Here is a 25329-nt window from a genome sequence, read left to right on the forward strand (position 1 = left end):
GCTATTCCTCCGCCTCCCCCTCCTGCCCGAAGAGCTCCTCGACGAGCCCCGCCAGCCGATCGAATTGCACCGGCTTGACGAGATGGGCGTCGAATCCGGCCTTCTGCGAGAGGGACCGATCCGACGCCTGCCCGTACCCCGTCACCGCGATCAACCGGAGCCGGTCGAGCTCCGGCCGTTCCCGCAGCCGATGCGCCAGCTCGTAGCCGTCCATGACGGGCAAGCCGATATCGAGCAGCGCGATGTCCGGCCGGAAGTTCTCGGCGAGCCGCAAGGCCGACGGCCCGTCGGAGGCCACCCGCGTTTGATGCCCCAGGCTCCCCAGCGACTCGGCCAGCAGCATGGCCGCGTCCTCATTGTCATCCACCACCAGAATGCGATGCCCCGCGCGCCCTGCCACCGCGGCCTTCGCCTCCTCCCCTCCCCAGGTCCGCGCCCCTTCCGCCTTGGAGAGCCCCGCCACGCCCGGGAGCCGCACCACGAATTCGCTCCCGCGCCCCTTCCCCTCGCTCCGCGCCGAGACGGTCCCTCCGTGCATCGTCACGAGGTTCCGCACGATCGCCAAACCCAGCCCGAGCCCTCCCTGCGCGCGGTCGAGCGATTGGCTGTCCTGCACGAAGAAATCGAAGACCCTCGGCAGCACGTCCGCGGCGATCCCGATTCCGTTGTCGCGCACCCGGATCTCCACGTCGCGCCCCCGCCGCTCTGCCTCCACCACGATCTGCCCGCCCGACTCCGTGTACTTCGCCGCGTTCGTCAGCAGGTTCGACATCACCTGCGCGAGGCGCGTCCCGTCCCCGTCCACCACGAGGCCCCGCGAGGGCACCTCGACCGTCAGGTGGTGCCGCCGCTGCTCCAGGAGCGGGCTCGCCATCTCGATGGCCTTCGCCACCACTTCCGCGACCTCGATCCGCTCCTTCTTCAGCTCCACCTTGCCCCGCGTGATCCGCGAGACGTCCAGGAGATCGTCGACGAGCTGCGCCAGGTGCTTCACCTGCCGCTCGATCACCGCGCGCTCCCGCGCGGCCACGTCGCCCGCGCGCATCCGCATGAGGTACAGCGCCGTCGTGATCGGCGCGAGCGGGTTGCGCAGCTCGTGGCCCAGCATCGCCAAAAACTCGTCCTTCGACCGGTTCGCCGACTCGGCCTGGCGCCGCGCCTCCTGCTCCCGCACGAGCAGCTCTTCCCGCTCCTGCATCGCCTCTTCCAGCCGCTTGCGCGCCCGCACCCGCTCCGTCACGTCGACGGCCACGCACAAAAACCCCTCCGGCTCCCCGGACGCCCCGCGCACGGGGAACAGGTTGAAGCTGAAGTGCGACTCCTCCACGTGCCCACTGCCGCGATCGATGTCGATCCGCAGCTCGTCGGTCACGTAGGGGACGCCGGTCGTGTACACCCGGTCGAGGATGCCGATGATGGGGTGGTCTGCGAGCTCCGGGAAGACGTCGACGTACGCCCGGCCCGCCAGGTTCGTCTTGCCGACCATCGTCTCGTAGTACGGGTTCGCCAGCTCGAAGACGTGCCGCGGGCCGCGGAACGACGCGATCGCCACCGGCGCTTGCATGAAGAGCGCGTACATCTTCTCCCGCTCCCGCACCGCGCTCCGCCGCAGCTCGGCGAGCTGCAAGTGGATCGCCACGCGCGCCACGAGCTCGCGCGCGGAAAAGGGCTTCGACAGGTAGTCGTCCGCGCCCGCCTGGAGGCCCTCGACGCGACACTCTTCGCCCGCGCGCGCCGAGAGCATGATCACCGGCACGTCGCCGAGCGCCGCGTCGTCGCGCAGTGCGCGCAGGAGCCCGAAGCCGTCGAGGTTCGGCATCATCACGTCCGTGAGCACGAGGTCCGGCCGCGACGCGCGCGCGGCCTCGAGCGCCGCCGCGCCGTCCCCGACCGCCTCGACCTGCCAGTGCTCGCCGAGGATACGCCCGACGTACGCGCGCATGTCGGCGTTGTCGTCGGCGAGCAGGATGCGCGCGTTCGGGGTCGACGCGCGCGCGCCGAGCGCAGGCTCCACGGGCAGACGCGGCGCGCTCGGCACGTCGCCGGCGTCCGCGCCTTCGTCGGGCAGCCACCGCAGCGCCTCTTCCACGTACGGCGCCGCCGCGCCGATCCGGCACGACGGCGGCGCCGGCTCGGATCGGACGCGATCCGCGGGCAGGTGCGCCGCGCCGAGCGGGATCTCCACCAAGAACGTCGTCCCCCGGCCGAGCTCGCTCGTGACCTCGATGCGCCCCCCGTGCAGCCGCGCGAGCTCCTGCACCAGCGCGAGCCCGATGCCGGAGCCCTCGTGCGTACGCGCCCGCGCGCCCTGGATGCGGTAGAAGCGCTCGAAGAGGCGCGGCAGCTCGTGCGCGGCGATCCCCGTGCCCGTGTCCTCGACCGTGAGCGCGACGTGGCTCTCAGCCGCGCGCAAGGCCACGCGGACCTTCCCCTCGAACGTGAACTTGAGCGCGTTCGAGAGCAGGTTCAGCACGATCTTCTCCCACATGTCGGCGTCGACGAAGACCGGCTCCGGCAGCGCCGGGCAGTCGATCTCGAACACGAGCCCCGCCCGCTCGAAGGCCGAACGGAACGCGCTCGCGAGGTCGACCGTGAGCGCCGCGAGGTCGGTCGGCTCGTACGCGGCGTGGATACGCCCGGCCTCGATCCGCGAGAAATCGAGCAGCGCGTTGACGAGCTTCGCGAGCCGCATCGTGCTCCGATGCACCCACCGCAGGCCCTCGCCGCGGAGCGCCCCCGCGTCCGACGCGAGCGCGTCCTCGACCGGCCCGAGGATCAGGGTGAGCGGCGTGCGCAGCTCGTGGCTCGCGTTGCTGAAGAAGGCCGTCTTGGCGCGATCGATCGCAGCGAGCGCTTCGGCGCGGGCGCGCGCCTCCTCGTTGGCGCGGGCGTTGCTGATCGTGGTGACGACCTGATCGGCCGCGAGCCGAAAGAGCCCGCGGTAGCGCTCGTCGAGCAGGCGATGCGGGCTCACGCCGGCCACGAGGAAGCCGTAGGGCTCGGGTTGCCCGGTGCGCACGAGGGGCAGGACGAGCGCGCGCGCCGGCGGGTCGCCCCAGCCGCCGCCGGGCAGGGCGCCGAACCTCGCGGCGAGGTCCTCCACGAGGACCTCCCGCCCCATGCGCGCCGCGGCGGCGAGGGGCCACGCGGCCCGCGATCTGTCGCCCCGGAGCGGGAGAGCCGCGGGCTTGGCCGGGCCCTCGTACCCAACGAGCCCGCTCTCTCCGACGAGCCTCGCTTCCCCTTCGCGCCCGTCGGCGAGGTAGAGCAACGCAAAGGGCAGGTCGGCGTGGTTCGTCGCGAAGATCGTGGCGGCCGTGCGGCACGCCTGCTCGGCCGATTGCGCGTCGACGGAGTGGGCCGCGAGGTCGCGTAACATTCGGAGCTGCCGGTCGTCCTGGATTTGCTCGGTCGTCTCGTGCACGGTCACGAGCACGCCGCCCACGCGCCCCTCGTCGTCGGGGACGGGGCTGTAGGAGAAGCTGCAGTACGTCTCCTCGACGAACCCGCGCCGCTGCATCCAGAGCAGCAGATGTTCGCTCCACGTCGAGGGCCCGCCCTCGAGCACGCTTTGCGCCATCGGGCTCACGACGTCCCATATCTCGGCCCATACCTCGCTGCCCGGGGCGCCGAGCGACGCGGGGTGCTTGTTGCCGAGGATAGGCCGGTAGGCGTCGTTGTAGACCGCCTGGATGAACTCCGGCCCCCACCAGATCAGCATGGGGAAGCGGTTGTTCAAGACGACGCCGGTCATCATCTTGAGGCTCGTCGGCCAGCCCGAGACCGGGCCGAGCGGGGTCCGCGACCAATCGAACGAGCGCATCAAAGCGCCCATCTCGCCCCCGCCGGCGAGCCAGCCCTCGACCGCTGCATCCTGGACACCACGCGGAGCCATGAATCCAGCTTTAATGGACGTACGCCCGTGATGCTAGCCCGGAAAAACCAGCCGTCCGGGACGCTTGTCAGGCGCTTGCGTTCTAGAACGTCACGTCCGGATCGATCCCGTCTGCCTTCATTTTCACGTTGTCGGCCTTGTTTGCCACCGTCCCGCTCGGGTGCACATACCAGCCGCTCCCATCCTCGGCGTCCGGGTCGTCGCGCACCTTCAAAATCGTGAACATGCCGCCCATGTCGATCGTCGAGAACGGACCTTTGCCGCCGCGCATGGGGATCGCGTTTTTCGGGACAGGCATCTTCATGTCGTCCATCCCGCCCATGCCGGATTGACCCATCGTCATGTAATCGGGCACGAGCGCCTGCACCCGCGCGTCGATCTTCTTGGCATTCGCGCCGACCATCACGGGAAAGCCGTGGCCCATCTGGTTCATCATGTGGTGGGTCATGTGGCAATGCATGACCCAATCGCCCGGCTCCGTGGGCACGAACTCGATGACGCGCACGCTGCCCGTCGGCACGAGCACCGTCGTCTCGGGGAAACGCGCGGAGACCGGGACCTCGCCGCCGTCGGTGCCCACGACCTCGAAGGTCAAGCCGTGCAGGTGGATGGGGTGGTGATCCATCGCCGAGAGGTTGCCGAGCCGGATGCGCACGCGCTCGCCCTTGCCCACGACGAGCGGCGCCGTGCCCGGGTAGGCCTTCGCGTTGAAGGTCAGCACGTTGAAATCCGTCATCTCGTTCGGATCCGGCCGCCGCGTGCCGGCGGGGATCGCCCATTCGTGGGTGACGAGCGCGAAATCGCGGTCCACGCGCGGGCCCTTGGGGTTCTTCGGGTGCACGACGATCATCCCCACCATGCCGAGCGCCATCTGGGTCATCTCGTCGTAATGGGGGTGGTACATGAACGTGCCCGCCTTCGAGAACGTGAACTCGTAGACGTGCGTCTCCCGCGGCTCGATCGGCTTTTGCGTGACGCCCGCGACGCCGTCCATGCCGTTCGGGAGGATGACGCCGTGCCAGTGCACGGTCGTCGGCTCGGGGAGGCGGTTCGTGACGTAAAACCGCACGCGGTCGCCCTCGACGACCTCGATCGTGGGGCCGTGCACGCGGCCGTTGTACCCCCAGCATTCGGCGTCGAGGCCGGGGGCGAACGTGTGCTTGACCGGCATTGCCACGAGGTGGCCGATCTTGACGCCGTCCTTCTCGACGAGCGGGAGCGTCGCCCCATTGGGCGTGACGACGGCCGGTTGTCCCCCGGGGAAAGGCCCGGCGCGGCGCGGACGTTTGCCCGCGTTCTTGTCGGGCGCGCCCTGGGCGAGCGCCTCGGAGGCGACGAGCGCGCCGCCGATCGCGGCGCCGATCTTCACGAAATCACGTCGATCCATGGTGCCTCCTTCAGTGGTCCTGCCCTGCCCCGACGTCCGCCGCGCCCATGCCGAGGCTTCCGACGCCCGGCGCCGCGAGCCCGACCGATCGATGCCGGCCCGCGAGGATCTGTTCCAGGGCCGCGCGCGCCTTCCAGTATTCGAGGAGCGTCTCCGTGTACGCGATGCCCGTGTCCGTCACCCGGCGCTGCATTTCGAGCACCTGAAACACGCCGACCTGCATCGCGTTGTATTGCAAGACCGTCTCGGCGAGCGCCTTCTCCCGGGCGGGGATCAGTACCTCCCGGAAATGTTTCGACCGTTTGCCCGCAGACTCCACGCGGTTCTGCGCCATGCGGAGGCTCGCGCGCACGGTCGTCGCCGTCGCCACGTACCGCTCCCGCAGGACCCCGAGCTCGCTCTCGGCGCTGATCACGCGGCCCTGCGCCCGATCGAAGATCGGCAGCCCCACCGTGACGTGCCCGCCGATCTCCCAGCTCCGGCCGTCGTGCTCGCTATGAAACCCGCCCGAGAGGTGCGGCAAGCTGCCCTCGGCGCGCGCCACGCCCACGCGCTTGCCCGCGGCCTGCATCCGGCCCGCGATCTCCGCGAGCTCGAAGCTCGCCGCGAGCGCCTTTTTCTCTCCATGCGCGTCGATCGTATCGACCTCGGGGGGCGGGAGCGGATCCGGCGCCGTCCACGAGGTCTGCTCCCCTGACAAACCAATCGCCAGGTTGAGCCGCTCCCGCGCGTCGAGCAGCGTGTTCTCCGCCTCCGCGACCTCGATCCGCGAAGCCTCGACGGCCGCGCGTTGCGTCGCGAGGTCCACGTCCGGGAGGTTGCCCACGCGGTGGAGCTCCTCCGCCGCGGCATACCCGGCCTGGTACGCGGCGAGCGCGCGCCCGCGCAAATCGAGCACGCCTTGGCGCGCCTGCACTTCGTAAAACGCGATCCGCGCCCGATACCCCGTGTCGAGCACCTGCCCCGCGACGCGCACGCGCTCGGCCGCGAGCTCCGCCTCGGCCGCGCCCTTGCGCAGGGGCAAGAGGATCACCCGCGAGATGTCGTATTCGATCCCGATGTCGGCCTGTAGTGTTTGAAACGGGTCCTGCGGGGCGCGCAGCGAGACCTCGACCTCGGGGTTCGGCAAGAGCCCCGCCGTGACGACACGGCCACGGGCGATGCCGAGCTCGTACATCGAGGCCCGCAAATCGCGGTTCAAGAGGAGCGAGAGGCGCACGGCCGCCTCGGCATGCAAGGGTTTGGCGAGGATACGCGGCGCCTCGGCCGGATCCTCCTCCCAGCGCTCCTCGGACGGGAGCGTCGCGGAGGGTGGCGCCGCGCCGCCCGGCGTTCGCCCCGCCCCTTGCGCCGCCAGAAACTCGTTCACCTCGCGCACGTCCGAGTCGAGGGCCCCGTGGCCACAGCCCGCGGCGGCGAGCCAAACGAGCAGGACGGGAAGACCTTGGAAAACACGGGAGCTCGTCATGGATTCCGCTCCCTCACGGTCCGTGGTGGTGATGGTGATGCGCGCCGTGCCCGGTGTGCTCCGCAGGCGGCGCGTCCGCGGCCGGGGCGCCGGGAAGGACACACGCAGCGCCCTCGGCGCAGACGCGCGCTTCGAGCGGGTCTGTCGCGGCGAGCACAGCGCCCACGGAGGGCCGCTTCGCCGGCGCGGCCGCGGGGTTCGCGGGCGACGCCGGCCGGAAGGTTTGGGGGGGCTCGGCGGCGCAGGCGGCCGTCACGAGGGCGACGATCAAACACGGGAAGGTCGGAAGCATCTTCATCGCGGAAAGGGCGCGGCGGAACAGCCTGTCCGCGCGGGGCGAATGTAGCACCTCCGCGCGCTTCGCCAGGCGAGGGGCGCGCGGTGGGAGTACACTCGAGCCCCGCGATGACCATCAGCACCTTCGATCTGTTCAAGATCGGCATCGGACCGTCGAGCTCGCACACCGTGGGGCCGATGCGGGCCGCGCGCACGTTTGCCCTGGGGCTCGCGCAGCGAGGCGCGTTCGAACGAACGGCCCAGGTGAAGGCCGAGCTCTTCGGCTCGCTCGGCGCGACGGGCAAGGGCCACGGCAGCGACAAGGCCGTGATCCTCGGCCTCCTCGGCGAGACGCCCGACGGGGTCGACGTCGAGCGCGTCGATGCGCTCGTGAGCGCCGTCCGGTCCACAGGCCGCCTCGCCTTGCTCGGCCAGAAGGAGATCGATTTCACGCTCCCCTCGCAGATCCTCTTCTCCCGCAAGACGCTGCCGTTTCACCCGAACGGGATGCGATTCACCGCGACGAACGCGGAGGGCGAGGTCCTCGACGCGCGCGTCTATTATTCGGTCGGCGGCGGCTTCGTCGTCGACGACCCCGGGGCGGGCGAAGGCGCGCCGAAAGAAGCCGCGAGCGCGAGGTCTCCCTACCCGTTCCGCACGGCCTCGGAGCTGCTCGTGTCCTGCGCCGCGGGCGGGCTCTCCATCAGCGACCTGATGCTCGCGAACGAGTCGATCTTCCGGCCCGAGGCCGAGACGCGGGCGGGGCTCTTGCGAATCTGGCAGGTCATGCAGGCCTGCGTGCAGCGCGGCCTGCGCACGGAGGGCACGCTGCCCGGGGGCCTGCACGTGCAGCGGCGCGCGCCGGGGCTCTACCAGAATCTGCTCGAAAACCCGGAGGCGGGCTTGCGTGATCCGCTGACGGCGATGGATTGGGTGAGCCTCTACGCGCTCGCGGTGAGCGAGGAGAACGCCGCCGGAGGGCGCGTGGTCACGGCCCCGACGAACGGCGCGGCGGGGATCATTCCGGCGGTCTTGCATTACTACCGCAGGTTCATTCCCCACTCGACGGACGACGGCGTCGTGCGTTTTTTGCTCACGGCGGGGGCGATCGGGCTGCTTTACAAGGAGAACGCCTCGATCAGCGGCGCGGACGTGGGTTGCCAGGGCGAGGTGGGCTCGGCCTGCTCGATGGCGGCGGGCGCGCTCTGCGAGGTGCTCGGCGGCAGCCCCGCGCACGTGGAGAACGCGGCCGAGATCGCGATGGAGCACAACCTCGGGCTCACGTGTGATCCGATCGGCGGCCTCGTGCAGGTGCCGTGCATCGAGCGCAACGCGATGGCCGCGATCAAGGCGATCCAGGCCGCGCGCCTCTCGCTGCGCGGCGACGGCCGCCATTTCGTGGCCCTCGACAAGGTCATCAAGACGATGCGGGACACGGGCGCCGACATGAAGGAGAAGTACAAGGAGACCGCGCGCGGCGGCCTCGCCGTGCACGTGCTCGAAGCCCCGCTCGACACCGGCGTCGACGTGAGCGTCGGCATTCCCGAATGCTAGGTTGACAGACGTCCCCGGTTGTCCCAAAGATCGGCGCTTCGAGCAGAGAGCAGGCCATGGGGGATCACGTGCGCGCAGTCTGGGAATCGGTGCAAAAGGTCCGAACGGGCCAACCGCTCGTGCACAACATCACCAATTACGTCGTGATGAACACCACGGCGAACGCCCTCCTCGCGCTCGGCGCCGCGCCGGCGATGGTGCACGCGGCCGAGGAGGTCGAGGAATTCGTGGCCATCGCCTCGTCGCTCGTGATCAACATCGGGACGCTCTCGTCGCCATGGATCACGGCGATGCGCCTCTGCGCTACACGCGCGAACGAGCTCGAAAAACCCTGGGTGCTCGATCCGGTCGGGGTCGGCGCCACGCCGCTCCGGACGCGCGTCTCGGATCAGCTCGCGCAGATCGGGCCCACGGTCATCCGGGCGAACGCCTCCGAGGTCCTCGCCCTCGCGGCCGTGAGTTCGAGGCACACGCGCGGCGTCGACAGCACCGACCCGTCCCAAGCGGCGATCGAACCGGCGCGGCAGCTCGCGCAGACCTACAAATGCGTGGTCGTGGTGAGCGGCGCCGTCGATTACGTGACCGACGGCGACAAGCTGCTCGCCGTCCGCAACGGCCACCCCATGATGACGCGGGTGACGGGCCTCGGATGCACGGCGAGCGCGCTCGTCGGGGCCTTCCTCGCGGTGGAGCCCGATCCGCTCGTCGCCGCCGCGCACGCGATGGCCGTGATCGGCGTCGCGGGCGAGATCGCCGGAGCGCGCAGCGCCGGCCCCGGCAGCCTGCAAATGAACCTGCTCGACGCCCTGTACCAGCTCGACGAAACCGCTCTCGCGCGCGTGAGGATCGCGTGAACCAAGCCCGCCTCCTCGCCCACGTCGCGCTCGCTGCGGCCGCGCTCACGTCGAGCGCGGGTTGTGTCGTCCTGCGGCGCCCGACCACGTTGCCAGCCGCGGACAAGCCTTACGTCGCCGTGCTCAGCGGCGAGATGCCCGAGCCGATCACGATGGTGGCGCGGCACGCGTGGATCGTGGCGAACGTCGCGGACCAGGGCTCGTTGCTCCGGTACGAGCTGCTCTCGCGCGCCTTCAAGGAGCCGACGACGCAGCCGCTGGAGTATTTCGGCGAGGGGGACGTGGCGCTGCACGGGGTCGTCGAGGGGGACCGGGCCTCGATCCGAAACATCGTCCAATGCCTCGACGAGGAGACGCCGCGGTACAACGAGGAGCACCCCGATTACTGGCCGATCCCCGGCCCGAACAGCAATACCTACGTGGATCAGATGCTCCGGCGTTGCAAGATCCCGGTCGACCTGCCGTCGACGGCCATCGGCAAAGATTATCGGGGGCCGATCGGGATCTCGACGACGAGCGGCGGCACGGGCCTGCAGGTCGAGACGTGGATCGCCGGCGTGAGGCTCGGCCTGCGGGAGGGCGTGGAGCTGCACATCCTGGGATTGACGATCGGCGTGGATTGGTGGCCGCCGGCGTTGATCTTGCCGGTCAACCCGGGCCGGATCGGCTTCGACGATCGCTGATCATTTCGCGGCGTCGAGCTGCCAGCCGAAGGCGAGCCCGAGGAACACGGTCCGCATCAGCTCGCGCCGCTCCAGGCGAAAGAAATACCCGCGGCCCATCAGCGTGCCGTATTTCTCGAACGTCTTTCCGAACCGCGCCGTGAGGGCCATCGTGGTCTCGTCGACGAACGGGATCAACCCCGTGCGGGTTTGCCGCACATCGTCCGCCGGGGTCCAGTTCACCGCGAAGAGCGCGCCGATCCGCGCTCGCTTCGTCACGTCGAGCTCCAGCCGGACCTCGGTCGGGAGCACGAGCGTCATGGGCACGCGTGCCGTCACGCCGTTCACGCCGATCCCGGTGAACAGCCCCAAATACCCCGACGGCCCGATCGCGACCGCGACGCCGGCCGGATAGAGCTCGAACCCGAAGCCAAACCCCGGCGCCCCGCCCGCGCCGAGCTCGAGCCCCAGGCCAAACGCATACGCGAGCCGCTTGCCATACAAGGCACGCGCGGAGAGCCCGCCCATGAACAGGCCCGACAGATCCCGCGCGGCCTCGGGGTCGCGGACCTGCGCATACCGCAGGAACATGTTCACGCTGCCGAGGCCATAACGGCGGTCTTCGACGCCGGGGAGCTCGGCCCGCGCCGGCACCAAAAAGCTCGTGAACGCGGCGACCGCCGCGAGTCCGGCGAAGGCAGGTTTTCCTATCCGACAAGCGCCCATCTTAGGATTCCGGGCTTCGCCTTGGAGTTCGGCGCCTCAAGGCGACAGGACGAGCACCTGCACCTGGCTCGGCACGATGCGCATCCCTGGGCAATTCGTGTTGTTCTGGATCGCCGCGCTCGTCATGCGCGTGACCGGCGCTCCGCCGACGAGGCACGTGAACGCGCCCGTCACGTGGCGGCGCGGCCCCATCACCATTCCGCTCGCGACGCCGAGCGCGATGCCCGGCGTATCGCCCATGCTCATCACGCCGGTCGAGAACATGTTATGCGCAGGCGCGCACATCATCAGGCAGTGGTAGGCCGCCGGGACGGTCATCGGCCCCATCTGGATGTTGGGATAAGGAATGGGCACGGGCGCGGGCGTGGGCGTGAGGCACACGTCCGGGAAGCCGAGATCCATTCCCATCATCTGCGTATTCGCGAACATGGCAGATCCCCCTATCCCATGTGAATGTGCTCGCCGTCGAGCTTGACCAGCCCGTCGGCCGTCATCAGCGTGTTCTCGCCGTGGAGGCGCATGCTCTTCTCGGCCGTGTAATCGACCCGCTTCGCCCGGAGCTGATCGATTTCCTCGACGAACCGGTACGCGCGCTTCACCTGCTGCATCACCCGCTCCGCCACGACGTCGAGCGCGCCGACCGTGGTCTTCGCGGACGCAATCTCGGCGAAGAGCTCCTTGCCGACGACGGTCAGGCGGCCGAGGCCAAACGTGCCCTCTGCCGCTTTCACCTCGACGGCGGGCGCGACCATGGAGACGTCCCCCGCGGAGACGACGCCGACGCCCTTCGCGGTCGTCACCGAGAGCCGCCCGTTCGGCAGCCGGAGCGCGCAATCGCCCTCGACCGAGAGCGTCGCGGGCGCGCCCTCCGCGCGCTCGAGCACGGCGAGCACGTAGGACGAGCCGTCCGCGATCGACGCGAGCAGCACCCGATCCCCCGGCACCGGTTCGAGCAGGCAGCTCGCGGCCCGCCGCGCCTCGTGCACGGCGCCGTCGGCCCGCACGAAAAAGACGGCGCCTTCCACGCGGAGGACTTCGCCCGCGAGTTGTGTCGCGAGATCCGAGGGTCTCTGTTTCGTCGCTAGGTTTCGCATGGCTCTCGCTCTCCGATCATCGATGAGACGACTTGTACTCCTCGGCCTTCGCGAGCTCGACGTCGTCGCCGAGCGCGAGGGCGCGGCCCGGCCCGAACGTCGTCGCCTCCTCCTTCACGCGGTGGAAGCGCGCCCGGAACAACGTGGCGCCCTGGAACACGGCGGCGCTCACGTCGGCATACGAAAAATCAGCGTAATGGAGCTCGGCGCCCTGGAACATCGCGCCCACGAGGCGTGATTTCTGCCAGACCGACATCTGCGCCTTCACGTCACGAAAATCGGCGCCGGGCGCGTCGAGGTCGACGAGCATCGCCTGGCTCAGGTTCGCCCCGCGCAGGCTCGCCTTCACCATCTTCGCCTCCGCGAAGAGCGCCTGTTCGAGGCGCGCCCCGTCGAGCTTCGCCTCTTCGAGGTTCGCGCCCTTGAAATTGCAGTTGTTGCAGCGTGCCTTGGAGAGATCGGCGCGCTCGAGGTTCGCGTCCATGAACTGCGTCTTCGCGAGGTCGAGCCCCGCGAGAGATTGTCCGGACAGGTCGCAGCCAATCAGAACCGCCATGTGAAAACGCGCGCCGTCGAGCTTCGCCTTCGAGAGATCACAATGCAGCACGTTCGCGCGTTCGAGGACCGCGCCTTCGAGCGAGATGCGTGGTGTGCTCGTGTTGACGATGTTCGCCTTGTCGAGCGTGGCGCCCGCGAGCGACGCGTCGTCGAGTTTGCTGTCCACGATCGACGTCACGACGAGCTTCGCCCCGCAGAACGACGCCTCCGAGAGGTTCGACGCGTTGAACGTCGCCGCCGTGAGATCGGCCCGATCGAGCTTCGCGGAGGGCAACTCGCACTCGTTCAGCACGGCGTGCCGGAGGCTCGCGCCCGTGAGGTCGGCGTTCGCGAAATCGCAATGGACGAACGTGGCCTCCTTCAGGCTCGCGCCCGAGAGGTTCGCCCCGACGAATTTCACGTTCTCGAAGATCGCGCCGCCGAGATCGATCCCCGACAGATCCACGCCCGAGAGCCAGGCGCCCGCGACCATGGGTCCTTCTTCGAGCGCCTTTTGCAGCTCCTCGCGGTTCACGACGCTCCCTCCGGCCGGCGGCGCTCCGGGACCACGCGCACCTCGGTGAGCAGCGCGTCCCTCAGGTTCGTCTTCGTGTCGAGCTTCACCTTTGCCATGTCGCTCCGGAAGAGGTTCGCCCCGCGCAAGTCCGTGCCCCAGAGCTTCGCTTTCTGCAGGATCACCATCTTCAGGCTCGCCGCCACGAGGTCGGCGCCGGAGAGGTTCGTCCGAATGAACAGGCTTCCATCCGCCATCACGCCGCGCATCTTCGCGCCCGAGAGATCACACTCGGAGAAATCGACCTCCGGCATCTCGGCAGCCGTGAAATCGGCGCCCGCAAACCCCGTCGTGCGCATGCACGTCCGCTTGAACCGGGCGCCGCGGAAATCCGCGCCCGCGAACGAGGTCTCGAGCACCATCCGCGCCCCTTCGAGCGACGCGCCCGCGAAGCTCGCGCCGTCGCCGCGCACCTTCACGAACGTCGCCTCGCCGAGGTCGGCCCCCGCGTAATTCGCCTTCTCCACCGTCGATTCGAGGAAAATCGCCTCGCGCAGGGCCGCCCGCGCGAAATTCGCCTCGTCGAGCCGGACCTTCAGGAAGAGCGCCTTCGCCCCCGACGCGCCTGCGAGATCCGCCTTCGCGAGGTTGGTCTCAATGAACTGCGCGCCCTCGAGCTTGGCCTCCGGGAGCTTCGCCTCTTCGAGCTCCGCCTTCCAGAAAATGGCCCCTGCACAATCGACCCCGCCCGAGAGCTTCGCTTTCTTCAGGTTCGCGAACCCGAGGTTCGTCCCGACGAGCTTTGCCCCGTCGAGATCGGCCCCTTCGAGGTTCGCGCGCGCGAGCATCGCGTCCGTCAGATTTGCGCCCCGGAGCTTCGCGCCCGCGAGGTTCGCCTGTTCGAGCAAGGCCCTCGTGAGATCCGCGCCGGAGAGATCGATCCCGGCGAAATCGACGCCCGTGAAATCACGCCCTGCGAGGCTCTCGTTTCGATCGAGCGCGGCTTCGATGGATTGCCGGAAGGCGCGGCTCTCCTCGGCATCCTTCGACGACGCCGACGGCGAGAGGTGCCCGTAACGCCGATAAACCTCGAAGAGCTTCTCCTCGGTCTCCCGCAGGGTCTTCTCGAACGCCGGATCCGCGAGCTTCGCCTCGGCGTGCGGGAGGGGGACCCCCGCGTTCCTGCCGAGCTCGGCTTGGTCCCGCAGCCATGCGAGCTCCTTGTCCGCCGAGAACTTGGGCGGCCCCCCGCCCTGGCCTTTCGTGCGCTTCACCGTCTCGTCGTAATCGACCCCGATCTTCTCGAGCTCGGCCCGCGCCTCGGCCTCGAGCTGCGCCTGCACCTCGTCCGCCTGCTTCTTCGCCGCCTCGCTCTCGCCCTCGACGCGCTCCAGGAAAGCCACGAGCTCGGCCGGATCCTTCGGCGGCTCGACCTGCTTTTGCTTTTGTCGTTGCTCCTCGATGTGGGCGTCGACCTTTTTTGGATCGAACCCGGCCGCCAGGAACTCGGCGCGCATCGCCTCGAGCTCCTTGTCGGCCTGCTTTTCGAGGCGCTTTTGCAGGAGGTTCTCCCGCTCCACGACGCCCATCATGTCGTTGAACGTCTCCTCGGGCGCCTCCGTCTTCGGATCGTCGGACGCGCGCGAGGGCATCAGATCGTCGTCGGCGAGCGCGTAAATCGCGCCGTGTTTCTTGTCGTTCCGCTTGTCGATGACGCTCCGGTAATGCGTGGGGGAGCGCGGCTCGCCCGGCCGCTCGAAAGCGGCGACGACGTGAACGACGTCCGCCGCGTCGTCCTCCTCGACCTCGAGCATCCCGCGATACAGCACCACGGCGCGCTTCGCGTTCGGAAAGAGCCACACCGTATCGATGCGCGCAGCGGCCTCGCGGAATGCCTCCTCGCCGTTTCTCCGCTGCAGGATGAAGAGCCGCGGCCGCAGGCGGGGCAGCCGTGTCGAGACGACGGTCTCGGCCGCGTTCATCCCGTGCACCTCGAAGGTCTCCTCCCCCGTGAAATATCCCTGGATCTGCTGATCCTCAGGCGCGGCGTTGAAGAAGGTCCAGTCGATGTCGGCGGCGAGCCCGGGGAAACGGGTCTTCAGCCATTCGTCGTCGTACGTGCCCGCCTTGCGCATGCGCGCGGGCCAGGTCTGGTCGACCGGCGCGAAACAGACGGGCGCGGCGCGCTCGCCCTTCTTCCTCACGAGGCGCTTCGGATCCTCGATGTTGGGCAGGAAATGCACCTTCTTGCCGTCCACCTCGACCGGGGCCGCGCCCTTGCCCAGGGGGTTGTCCGGGAAATCTTGCCCTCCGAAGGCGCGCTCCCAGGCGACCGGCATTTGCACGAACGGCTCCGGATCACTCGGCCCCCCGAGCTCCCAGCGGCGATCGCCGACCACGTAGAGCTCCTTCTCGACGAGCGCGCGCGTCCCGCGCAACACCCGCAGGCGCACGCTACGCGCGGGCACGGGTTTGCCCCCGAGCGCCAGGGCCTTGCCGGCCACGAGCACCTCGGCGCGTTGCTTCGTCATCCCCGCGTCGAAGACCGTCTGCGGCCCGGCCTCCTCGGGGATCATCGTCCACATCGCGGCCTCGTGCAGGGGCCGGTCCTCCTCGCCGAAGGCGTAATACGCCATCGCCGTGATGACGAAATACGCCCGCCCGTCGTTCTCGAACGTGTGCGTGAGCAGGCCGAGGCGCTGCGGCTTGATGATCTTCATGGAGGCGCGCTCAGATGATCTTCATGCCGGTGAGCAAGGTAATCGCCTTGGTCCCCAGCCACGTCGCCGCGCTCTCGATCTTCGTCACGTTGACCTTCGCCGAGAACGCCTTCGTCTCCGTCTTGAAAGCCCCGACCTCGATGCTCATGCCGGCCACCAATGCGAGCTTCAAGCCCGCGAACATCTCGATCTTGCCGCCGACGTTGAACTCGGTGTGGAGCCCGATCACGCCCTCGTTCTTGCTGATGAGCGTGATGTCGAGGTTCGGGCCCACCGTGATCTTCGCCTCGGGCCCGCCGAAAATGCTCTTGTCGTCGGCGGCGACCGTCACCGTCCTGTTCGCGAGGACGAGGACGTTCATGTTCGACGTGACGTTCTGCGTGTAGCTCTGCGTGACGTTCACCGTCACGTTGCCGACGACGACGTCGTTGCGATTGCCCGTCACATTGAGCGTGCGATCGCCCGTCACGTTGATCGTCTGGTTGCCGCCGATGTCGAGCGTGGCGTTCTTGTCGACGTCCACGTCGAGCGTGCCCACGTGTTGCTTGCGGAGCCCCGAGACCGTCGTCTCCTGCGTGGGCCATGTCTCCGTGACCTTCCCGGTCACGGTCTCGTCCTTCGTCGACCCGTACGTCTCCTTCACGTATCCGGTGACGCTCTCTTCCTTGTAGCCGCCGACCTGCATCGTGTAATACGTGCCGACGGACTCCGTCTGGTACGAGCCGACCTCGATGTTCTGCCACGTGCCGACGATGTGATCCGTCGATTGACACGTGTGCCAGAGACCACGCTGATCGGTCTTCAGGATCGCCTCGTGATCGTCGTTCGGCGAACCCATGCGGAGGTACGTGTTCGCATAAGGCGTCGACATCGTGATGCGCTGCTGGCCCGCCTTGTCCTCGAGCTCCCAGCGATTGCGGCCCCCCGTCTGGATGACGTTCTTCGTGTGATTGCCGCTCGTCACCGGGCTCGGCGTCAGCGCATTGGGCACGACGCCCGAGATGACGGGACGGTCGGGATCACCGCCCAGGAAGCTCACGATGACCTCGGTGCCCTTCCGCAGCGGGAAATGAAAGCCCTCGATACCGCCGCCGTGGGGCTGCATCATGCGCACGTACGTCGACGCCTTGCCGTCCTTGCCGGTGCCCTCGTCGAAATGGAGCTTGATCTTGTACCGCCCCATATCGTCGATCTGCGCGTATTCGCTCTCCGCCGCGCCGTCGACGACGCCATTCTCGAAGCCGTGGATGCGCGGCCACGCCGCGCGCGACTCCGGCCGGAACTGCACGTCGGCCGGGATCGCCAGGACCTCCACGAAATACACCTCGTCGTGCGAGAGGTCGACGAGCTCCCGGAAAGACGCGAGGCCCATCGCCTGGTTGCCGTGGTGCGCGACCTCGATCGCGAGATAGCGGGCATTGAACTTCGCGCGCGGGTGATCCTCGAGCTCGAACGCCTTGCCCGTGTGGAGGTGCGTGCGCGTCCCGGCCGCCTGGAACACGACCTGCCGCGCCTTGTACTCCTCGGCGCGCACCTTGGCGAGGCGCGCGCCGGCCCCCGGCGTGAAGAACCGGTCGCCATACCAGACGACCTCGGCCGAGCCCTGCTGCGACACCGTGGCCTTGCCCGAGACGTCGAGGTTCGGCTTGGTGTCGTCGTAATCCGCGAGCTTCACGGAGGCGGGCAACGAGACGTGGGCGCTGCGGAACGACCGGAACGAGGCGCGCGCGCTCCGGTCCTCGCCGGTCTGCGGGTAATACCGGATGGGCATGCCGAGCGGCTCGTCGTCGTAAGACGCGTTGTCGCAAAGCACGAGCTTCTCGCCCCCGTCGGCGTGCTCGAAGAAATAATAAATGCCCTCGCGCTCCATCCACCGCGAGAGGAACTCGAGATCACTCTCGCGATACTGGCAGACGTGGGCCTCTTTCTCGTAGCTGCCGAGCCGGAGCTCCAGCCCGTCGCCGGAGATGCCGTGCTCCTCGAGCACCGCCTGCAGGATCTCCGGGACGCTCATGTTCGTGAAGACCCGGCTGTGCCGCGCGAGCGAGAGCTCCCAGAGCCGCGGGACCATCGTCGCGCGGAGCAGCGCCTGCCCGTCGGTCTCGTGCAAGAGCTCGATCCCCGCGAGGATCCCGGCGAAGACATACGGAGGCAGCCGGTCGTCGGCGCGGTCGATCACCATCTGCGCCTTGGCGCCGACCGCATCGCCGAGGTCGACGCCCTCGCCGCTCTCGCTCTTCGCGACGAGGAAGACCTCGAATCGATACGGCCGCGAGATCCACTCTCGCCCGCGGAAGCCCACCACACGAACGTCATCCGGCAGGCCACTCGAAGAGAACGTGATGAGATCGGTCATGGTCCGTACCTTCAATCGAAGAGGCCCGAGGGCCAAACCACCAAACGAAGCTCGAACGAGACGCCCGGCGGGCGCTCAGCGCGCGGGCGGAAAGCCCGACGCCGGATCGACCACGACGCGCGACGCGTCGACGGGATCCACGAGGACCGGGAGGCGGAGCCCAGGCACGAGCTCACGCGCCTTGATCGGGCCCGCGAACACGCTCGCTTGCGCCCGGAGGGGCGGCCGCCCCGGAGACGTGATGTCGAGGGTGAGCACGACTTCGCGCTCTTGCCCCTTGCGCGAGGTGCCGTCCTTCACGTCCACGACCGTGCCCTCGCCCCGAACGCCCTCCTGGAAGACGCGCTGCTGCTGCTTCTCGAACTTTCCGAAATCCTTGATGGCCCACACCAAGAACCCCAGCACGAGCAGCCCACCCAGGATCTGCAAAAGCAGCTTCACGTCCATGAATCCCACCCAACCACGCCGGAGGATACCGCCCCGCGCGCGCCCGCACAAGCGTTCCGTGCCCCCAGAATCCTGCGCACTACTGGATGTCGCTCGCGTCGGGGAACTGAATGCTCGGGTCCTTGATCTCCTTCGCAGCCGCGACCTTGCCCACAAGCTCGTCGATCAGCGGATCGATGCCGGTGTTGTAGAGCGGATCGTCCCACGCGCCGTCGTGGAACCAGCTCTTCAAGATCTCGAGCTTCTTGAGGGTGCTCTCCTTGTCGAAGACCGTCGGGGCCGGCGCGTCGAGCTCCTTTTTCATCAGGTAGAGCCCCATCCGGATCGCATTCGTCACCATACGTGTATGCGCCGGCTGCCGCGCCGGATCGGCCACCACGTGCCGCGTCCCTTCGAGCTGACGCGTGAGCAGGAACGGCCGCGGGCTCGCCCATTTTCCGTGCCCCGCCGCGTTGAAGTCCTCCTTGTTCCGATCCCGGTCCGGCGCCTTTGCGTTGAGCCAACCGAGCGGCGCACGCGCCTTCGCGACCATCCCCTTCGCCATGAGGAAGCCATGATGAATCGCATAACGGTTCATCAACGTGGACAGGAAATAATCGCCGTCGATCGAAGGAATCCCGTTGCCGGCGATGAGCAGGGGCGCGTCGTACTCCCACGCGGTCCAGAACCACGATTGCTGGATCACGTCGGTCTGGAGCTCGCGGATGTCCTCGTCCTCGGGCACGTCGGCGAAATCGGGCAGCTCGATGCAGGTGCTCGCGCCCGTGCAATGCAGCGGGTTCACCCGGATGATGTCCCCCACGTGCCAGATCGGATTGCGATCGATGGCGCGGTTCCGCGCGGACTCCGTGGGCCCCGTCGTCGCGCTCGGCGGCTCGGACCCGTGCCAGACGTTCGGGTATTCATCCGTCTTCCTGCGAAAGAGCATGTGCTGCGCGATCTGCACGCTCTTCCATTTCTCGCGATTCCAGGCGACGCCGGGCTCGTCGGCGCCGCCGTTCCAGGCGTCGGGCTCGGTCATCTCGTCGATCGCGTCGTAGAATCGCCAGAACTTCGCCTCATCGGCCGGATCGGCGAGGTATTCGTCGACGATCGCATACCAGGCCTCGTCCATCCCCAAAAGGGGCCGCTGCGCGTGCCAGGGGATCCACTCGGCCACGCTCTCGAACGGCGGAAGGCCGGCCGGCGTATTGAAAGGGTCCTCGGACCAGCGATCGAAGGGGATGCCCACGCGGAGCTTGCGGAGGTCGATCGCGTCGAGCTCGTCCGCCACGGCCGCGGCCTTGTCGATGCTGTCGATGGGGCCGTCGAGGATCTTTAGCTTCTGCTCTTCGAGCGACGCGAGAAAGACACGGTCACGCGCTTCGCGGCGCTCGTACGAATCCATCTCGCCCTCGGGCGGCAGCTCCCCGAGGACCTCGCCGCCCGGCTGGTACGGCCGGTAGGCTGTCGCCGACACCGGCACGATCGCGTGTTTTTTCCGCAGCGCATCGATCAAGGCGACGATGGCGTCCGTCTCCTCGGCGCCCACCTGATCCGCCTCGGCCCGGCGGCGAATCGTGGCCTCGTCATAGTCGATCGCCGCGATATCGATTCCGTCCGGGGAGTGACAACCTGCACACGCGCCCCGCACGCCCGGCTTGCGAAATGCCTTGACGCCTGCCTCGATCACCGCATCGAGCGCGGGATCGGTCGTTGGATCCCCGCCCGCGCCGCTGCCCGAGGAGCCGCCTCCGCCGCAGGCGAGGAGCGAAGACGAGACGAGGAGCCATCCCGCGCAAGCAAAGGTACGCATGGAGGCATGTTCCTGAACCTTTGAGCTCGAATCAAGTCCGAAACAGCGCTCAGACCAGCAGAACCCCCACCCCCGTCGCAATCGCGCCGACGCAAAGCACGATGTCACACGCCCGGCGGTGATTCACGGGCCGCACGATGGTGAGGAGCATCGAGAGCACGACCATCGGCGCGCCCACGAGCGTCGTCTTCCACCCGTTCGACGCCGCGACCATGATCCCCACGAACGCGACGAGGAACACGCCGCCGAACGGCGTGAGGGGGTTTCCTTCGTCCGCGGACGCAATCCGAGAGACCGCCGCGCCCGACGCGACGAAGGCGAGCACGAAGGCGCCGCCGCCTTGCCACGCCCACCCCGAGCCCGCGCCTCCGGCGAGCGCGATCACCACGAACACCATTCCTGCGAAGAGCGCGGCAGACGATTCGAGGATCAGCATCACCGCGTACATGGCGAGCGCCCCTTCCCCTCGCACCTCCACGTCCCTGGCAGCCCGCTCCCGCTCGACGCTTCCGTACGGGCTGACCGAAACACCCGTGTCGCGCAGGAGCGCCCGTTCTTCCGGCGTGGGCGTGGCCGCCGCGAGCGCCTCCGCGAACGAAGGGCTGCCGAGACCCACCATGGTGGCGAGGAGCATGAGCGCGCCAAGCGCAGCCGTGGGCGTGGCGAAATCCGACGCCGGGCTCTTCAACGAGAAGCCCACGCCGCCGAGCACGAGGGCCGCGGCTGCGAAGCCGAGGGAGCGATAGACAGCGCCTCGGTCCATGGGCTCGTTCGCCCGATAGGCCGCGGCGACGCGGCGGAGGTCGGGGGGAACGAAGGTGATGAGGAGCGCAGCGCTGGCGAGGAGCCACGGCGCGGGTTTTGGGCTCAGCGTGGAAAGCCCGATGAAGATGGGCGCGAGATGACGGGCATACGCATAAGCGGATCGGCTCATGTTCGGGCCTTGTCCTCGTGGGACTTGCGCTCGTCCCGGCAAAGAGGAAGGTGGAGGATCCGCATGGACGATACCTGGGAGCGCGTCGGCGCGCACCTCCACCGATTCGAGGCGCCCGATCTGCTCCACACCCGCGCCGTGGGCCCGATTTCCCGCGACGAGTTCGCGACCGCGCTCGACGTGATCGAGCGCCACGCCGAGCGGGGCCCGATCTTCTGGCTCGTCGACCTCACGCACCTCGACGGCATCGCGCCGGAGGCCCGGCGCCTCCTCTCGGAGCGAGACGCCCGCGCGCACCTGCGCGGGATCGTCCTCATCGGCGGCGGCTTCCCGCAGCGCGTCCTCGCCACGCTGGCCCTCAAGGCCGTGCGCCTGTTCTGGCGCCACGAGACCCACGTCCCGTTCGCCTTCCTCGTGGACGAGCGCGAGGCGCTCGCGTGGATCGATGCGGAACGACGCGCGCGCGGAGGCCCGCGCGTGAATCTACGCGACAAGAGATCGAACGATTGAGGGAATTCAGGCGGAGCGGTGGACGGTCATGAGCAGCGCTGTCCCGTCCGGCGTCTCGACCACCGCCACGTCACGAAAACCCGCCTTTCGATAACAAGCCACGGCGCGCGCATTCGTCGGGTCGGGATCGGTCTGCACCTTGGTCACGCGGGGATCGGCGAAGAGAAAATCCAGAAACGCGCGAATCATGCGGGTGCCGAGGCCTTTGCCGATTCGATCGGGGTCGCCGATGGATTGGTCGATGCCGAGCGCGCACGGGTCGGTCTCGGTAAGCCACCAGCCGTCGGCCTGGGCCGCCATGACACGATACGCCTGGATGAAGCCGAACGGCTGGCCGTCCTCGCACGCGAGGTACGGGATGAGGCCGGCCGGGGCATCGAGCGGCAAGGTGCCCGCGTCGGCGAGGCACGGGAGGTACTCGTCGCGAAGCTCGTCGAGGGTCGGCGTGGGCTGCCACCATGCGGCGACGTGGGGCCGCGCGAGCCAGGTGTGCAGCATGGGGAAGTCGGCCTCGGTGAGGGGGCGGAAGGTGAGGGGCGCAGGCATGGGGCGAGTTTACCCTGGCTCGGCCTGGACGTCCGTGCCGGGGGTGTGGCTCGGGAGTGGGCCGCGGGCGAGGGGTCGTGTAGAACTCGGTCCGCGAGGACGGCCACCCATGATCGAACGCGTCTCCTTCACCAACTTCAAGTCCCTGCGCAAGACGGAGATCGCGCTCGGGCGGTTCATGGTGATCGTCGGGCCGAACGGCTCGGGCAAGACGAGCATCCTGGATGGGCTCCACTACCTCGCGCAGACGACGCAGAGGGCGTTGGGATTAATCCTGAAGGGGGTATTCAGCCCGCTGAACCTCATTACGCGTGACGCGAAGGAACCAATGGAACTCTCACTTTCCGGACGTTTCCGGGGAGTGGAAGCGGGCGTCAAGATTGTTGTGAAGCGCGCCGAGAAGCTAAGTGCCAGCACTCCACAGGAATGGAGCGCGATGGTGGTCCGGCAGTGGGGCGACGTAGAGGAGCAGACCTCCGAAACGCGCGAGGGGGCACGGGATGTGTCAGGCCCGAAACCGAAGACCGCACCGGTGCCAGCTCGATCAACAGTTCCAACACCACGGGGGCCCCAGAAACGCGAGGTGGCGCAGCTTGCGCGGGAGCTAGGCTCCGCACGTAAGCTGCGGCTGGACGTGGAGAGGCTCGCGGCACCGTCGTACAGCGATGAGGAGATGCCTCGTCTGGGCATCGATGGTGAGGGACTCGCGAGCGTTCTGGCAGATCTCGCGGGACGCGCGCCTGAGTCCTTCCAGTCGATCCAGGACGCCGCTCATCAGGTCGTCCCGACGCTGGAGCGCATTCGTACCCGGAGGGCCAAGGTCGCCCGGCACGAGCAGCAAGAGATCCGCATTGACGACAAACCCATCACGCACACCACGGAGCGCCCCTACTGGGGCCAGCAACTCGTCCTTGACTTCAAGGGCGCGCCCGACGTCCCCGCGCCCCTCGCGAGCGAGGGAACCTTGCTCGTCATCGGCCTCCTGACCGCCCTCTACACGGAGCCACGTCCCCGTCTCCTCCTGCTCGACGACATCGACAAGGCCCTGCACCCGCGCGCCCAAGGCGAGCTCGTCGCCCAGCTCCGCAAGGTGCTCGCGATGGATCCCGAGCTTCAGATCATCGCCACCAGCCACTCCCCCTACCTGCTCGACCATTTCGAGCCCGAGGAGGTCCTCGTCACGGCCCTCCGGCCCGACGGCTCGACGGCCTGCGCGCCGCTGACGGAGCACCCGGATTTCGAGCGTTGGAAGAGCACGACGCGCACCGGGGAGTTGTGGAGTTTCGTCGGAGAGGACTGGGTGACGAAGCGGGCCAACGACGCGACGGATCGGCCATGAACGCAAGCCCCCACCTCCTCGGGCTGGTCGTCGAGGGGCCATCGGATGCGCGGACCGTTCCGGAGATCGTCGATCGGGTCCTCGTCCACGGTCTCCCCGCGCAGGCGGAGGATCTGGACGGCCTACGCGCCTTCCGCGGGCTCGACGCCGGGACACCGTTCCTCGCCTGGAGGGATGTGGATCGCGCTTCGAGGCAACGTCGGGTGCCTCCGCGGCACGGGCGTTTCGGCGGAGAGTCCGCCATCGAGGACGCACGAACGGCGGTGCTCGCGCTTCGGTGTTTCGTCGCCGAGGACCCGCAACCGGCGGCCGTGCTCCTCGTGCGCGACAGCGATGGCAAGCCCGCGGAGCGCATGCGAGGCCTGGAGCAAGCTCGGAAGGACGGCGATTGGCCTTTCGAAGTGGTCCTCGGCGTGGCCCACACGATGCGAGAATGCTGGGTGATCGCCGCCTTCAAGGCGCAGAACAAGGAAGAGCAGCAGGCGCTCGCGAAGCTGCGGAAAGAGCTCGGATTCGATCCCACCCTTCGATCGGCCGAGCTCGATGCGACGAACGACACGGCCAAGAAGAGCCCCAAGCGTGTCCTTTCGTGCCTCACGGACGACGCAGAACGCGAGGCCTCGGGCTTCCAGGACACGGACATCGAGCACCTACGGAAGGTCGGGGCCAGAAATGGCCTCGCGGCGTTCCTCGACGAGCTCGGGCAAAGACTCGTCCCGAGGGTTGCCGCTCGGTCGTGAGGCTTCCCCCCACGTTCACCTTGACATCCCCCCCGCACCAGGTGTCCCCTTCCCCCGTATGCGCCACCTCAATCTAGGGGACCTTCTCCTCGTCCTCCGCAACCTCTCGACGGAGCGCAAGGACGACCTCCTGCTCTCCGGCACCGGAATCGTCTACGCGAAGATGCTCGCCAAGCAGCAGGCCCAGATCGAGGCGCTGCCCGAGGCCATGCGCGGCGGCCGTCCCCTCGCGCAGCAGCTCGGCGACAAAGACGACGAGCACGACGGGTATGGCGAGGCGATCTATTACCTCACCGAGGCCCTCCTGCGCCTGCCCACGGCCCCCGCGGCCCTGAAAGAAGCGGCGCAAGCGGTCCGTGACGCCTTCGTGCCGAGGCTCTCCACGCTCCGCGCCTCGTACGCAGACGAGGCCGCCGCCGCCTCCCGCAAACGCCACGCGCTCGATACCCGCAATGCCGAGCTGCAATCGATCCGCGTCCCCTTCCCCGTCGGCGCGACCTTGTACGATTGGGCCAGCTCGTTCGTCGAGGCCGGCGAGGGCCTCGACAAGCTCCTGCACAACCGCTCCCTCGTCGGCAACGATGGCCTGAGCGCACCCGCCATCAAGGTGCGCGCGGTGACGCTCGGCTTGCTCTCGAGGTTCCGCGCCGCGCTCGTCGACGAGATCGAGGCGGATCCGGCCCTGCCGAGGGACCTGGAGGCGCGTGTCTTCGGCTACCTCGACGATCTGCAAGCGATGCGCGAGCAAGCTGCCGCCGCGCGGGCAAAAAAGCCGGAGCCCGCCGCCGGCGAAGGCTGAGGCTCCGCCGAGGTCGAGACCTCCGCCCAGGCCCGCGGGCGAAGGTCCACCAAGATCGGGACCTTCGTGAAGGCTCGCACGTGAGCCTCCGCCGAGGTCGGGACCTCGGGCGAGGCTCGGGCGCGAGGCTCCGGCGAGGTCGGGACCTCGGGCGAGGCTCGGGCGTGAGGCTCCGC

General features: G+C 68.5%; 21 protein-coding genes. 7 read left to right on the forward strand and 14 right to left on the reverse strand.

Annotation, left to right across the window (positions count from 1 at the left end; translation table 11 throughout):
• Position 1 precedes the first annotated feature (1 nt).
• From QHF89_RS31080 to QHF89_RS31095, 4 genes are all read right to left on the reverse strand, one after another.
• A complete protein-coding gene (locus tag QHF89_RS31080) occupies positions 2–3895 on the reverse strand; it encodes an ATP-binding protein (protein WP_136971206.1) in 3894 nt (1297 codons plus the stop codon).
• Positions 3896–3977: 82 nt separating this feature from the next.
• Positions 3978–5282 (reverse strand): copper oxidase, encoded by a 1305-nt coding sequence (locus QHF89_RS31085; RefSeq protein ID WP_136971207.1) that lies wholly within the window; start codon positions 5280–5282, stop codon positions 3978–3980.
• Between the two features lie 10 nt (positions 5283–5292).
• The gene (locus QHF89_RS31090) at positions 5293–6750 is read right to left on the reverse strand and encodes a TolC family protein (protein ID WP_136971208.1); all 1458 of its coding nucleotides are present in this window, start codon (positions 6748–6750) and stop codon (positions 5293–5295) included.
• 13 nt (positions 6751–6763) lie between these two features.
• On the reverse strand, positions 6764–7048 hold the full coding sequence (locus QHF89_RS31095) for a hypothetical protein (protein WP_136971209.1): 285 nt from the start codon (positions 7046–7048) through the stop codon (positions 6764–6766).
• Between the two features lie 107 nt (positions 7049–7155).
• Here QHF89_RS31095 and QHF89_RS31100 point away from each other — a divergent pair, with 107 nt between their 5' ends.
• The 3 genes from QHF89_RS31100 (at position 7156) to QHF89_RS31110 (ending at position 10117) form a co-directional block, all read left to right on the forward strand.
• Entirely contained in the window at positions 7156–8580 is a 1425-nt protein-coding gene (locus QHF89_RS31100) for an L-serine ammonia-lyase (RefSeq protein WP_136971210.1), read from the forward strand.
• Between the two features lie 89 nt (positions 8581–8669).
• The gene (gene thiM / locus QHF89_RS31105) at positions 8670–9434 is read left to right on the forward strand and encodes a hydroxyethylthiazole kinase (RefSeq protein ID WP_483880025.1); all 765 of its coding nucleotides are present in this window, start codon (positions 8670–8672) and stop codon (positions 9432–9434) included.
• Positions 9431–10117 (forward strand): DUF3750 domain-containing protein, encoded by a 687-nt coding sequence (locus QHF89_RS31110; protein WP_136933550.1) that lies wholly within the window; start codon positions 9431–9433, stop codon positions 10115–10117. The genes thiM and QHF89_RS31110 overlap by 4 nt, the downstream gene beginning before the upstream one ends.
• On the opposite strand, the gene QHF89_RS31115 is transcribed toward QHF89_RS31110, so the two are convergent.
• The 9 genes from QHF89_RS31115 to QHF89_RS31155 all read right to left on the reverse strand — a co-directional run bounded on the left by QHF89_RS31115 (position 10118) and on the right by QHF89_RS31155 (position 21219).
• Entirely contained in the window at positions 10118–10822 is a 705-nt protein-coding gene (locus QHF89_RS31115; RefSeq protein ID WP_136971212.1) for a hypothetical protein, read from the reverse strand.
• 36 nt (positions 10823–10858) lie between these two features.
• Positions 10859–11251 (reverse strand): DUF4150 domain-containing protein, encoded by a 393-nt coding sequence (locus QHF89_RS31120; RefSeq protein WP_136933552.1) that lies wholly within the window; start codon positions 11249–11251, stop codon positions 10859–10861.
• An 11-nt stretch (positions 11252–11262) separates the two neighbouring features.
• A complete protein-coding gene (locus QHF89_RS31125) occupies positions 11263–11916 on the reverse strand; it encodes a DUF3540 domain-containing protein (protein WP_136971213.1) in 654 nt (217 codons plus the stop codon).
• Positions 11917–11932: 16 nt separating this feature from the next.
• A complete protein-coding gene (locus QHF89_RS31130) occupies positions 11933–12988 on the reverse strand; it encodes a pentapeptide repeat-containing protein (protein ID WP_136971214.1) in 1056 nt (351 codons plus the stop codon).
• Entirely contained in the window at positions 12985–15687 is a 2703-nt protein-coding gene (locus tag QHF89_RS31135; RefSeq protein ID WP_136971215.1) for a DUF2169 family type VI secretion system accessory protein, read from the reverse strand. The genes QHF89_RS31130 and QHF89_RS31135 overlap by 4 nt, the downstream gene beginning before the upstream one ends.
• A gap of 10 nt (positions 15688–15697) precedes the next feature.
• Entirely contained in the window at positions 15698–18043 is a 2346-nt protein-coding gene (locus QHF89_RS31140) for a type VI secretion system Vgr family protein (RefSeq protein WP_136971216.1), read from the reverse strand.
• A gap of 75 nt (positions 18044–18118) precedes the next feature.
• Positions 18119–18490, reverse strand: a complete 372-nt coding sequence (locus tag QHF89_RS31145; RefSeq protein ID WP_136971217.1) for a hypothetical protein — start codon at positions 18488–18490, stop codon at positions 18119–18121.
• 79 nt (positions 18491–18569) lie between these two features.
• Positions 18570–20285: a hypothetical protein gene (locus QHF89_RS31150; RefSeq protein WP_136971218.1), complete on the reverse strand. Its 1716-nt coding sequence runs from the start codon at positions 20283–20285 to the stop codon at positions 18570–18572.
• Positions 20286–20334: 49 nt separating this feature from the next.
• Positions 20335–21219, reverse strand: coding sequence for a hypothetical protein (locus QHF89_RS31155; protein WP_136971219.1), 885 nt, complete (start codon positions 21217–21219; stop codon positions 20335–20337).
• A 63-nt stretch (positions 21220–21282) separates the two neighbouring features.
• On the opposite strand from QHF89_RS31155, the gene QHF89_RS31160 reads away from it, so the two are divergent.
• Positions 21283–21729, forward strand: a complete 447-nt coding sequence (locus tag QHF89_RS31160; protein WP_136971220.1) for a SpoIIAA family protein — start codon at positions 21283–21285, stop codon at positions 21727–21729.
• A 6-nt stretch (positions 21730–21735) separates the two neighbouring features.
• Here the strand turns inward: QHF89_RS31160 and QHF89_RS31165 are convergent, their stop codons facing one another.
• On the reverse strand, positions 21736–22275 hold the full coding sequence (locus tag QHF89_RS31165) for a GNAT family N-acetyltransferase (protein WP_136971221.1): 540 nt from the start codon (positions 22273–22275) through the stop codon (positions 21736–21738).
• 109 nt (positions 22276–22384) lie between these two features.
• Between QHF89_RS31165 and QHF89_RS31170 the strand changes: the two genes are divergently transcribed.
• The 3 genes from QHF89_RS31170 to QHF89_RS31180 are packed head-to-tail and all read left to right on the forward strand — an operon-like array spanning position 22385 to position 25153.
• The gene (locus QHF89_RS31170; RefSeq protein WP_284721145.1) at positions 22385–23614 is read left to right on the forward strand and encodes an AAA family ATPase; all 1230 of its coding nucleotides are present in this window, start codon (positions 22385–22387) and stop codon (positions 23612–23614) included.
• Positions 23611–24354 (forward strand): hypothetical protein, encoded by a 744-nt coding sequence (locus QHF89_RS31175; protein ID WP_136971223.1) that lies wholly within the window; start codon positions 23611–23613, stop codon positions 24352–24354. The genes QHF89_RS31170 and QHF89_RS31175 overlap by 4 nt, the downstream gene beginning before the upstream one ends.
• A gap of 58 nt (positions 24355–24412) precedes the next feature.
• On the forward strand, positions 24413–25153 hold the full coding sequence (locus QHF89_RS31180; protein WP_136971224.1) for a hypothetical protein: 741 nt from the start codon (positions 24413–24415) through the stop codon (positions 25151–25153).
• Positions 25154–25329: the final 176 nt, after the last annotated feature.

Source organism: Polyangium sorediatum (assembly GCF_029946465.1).
GTDB lineage: Bacteria > Myxococcota_A > Polyangia > Polyangiales > Polyangiaceae > Polyangium > Polyangium fumosum.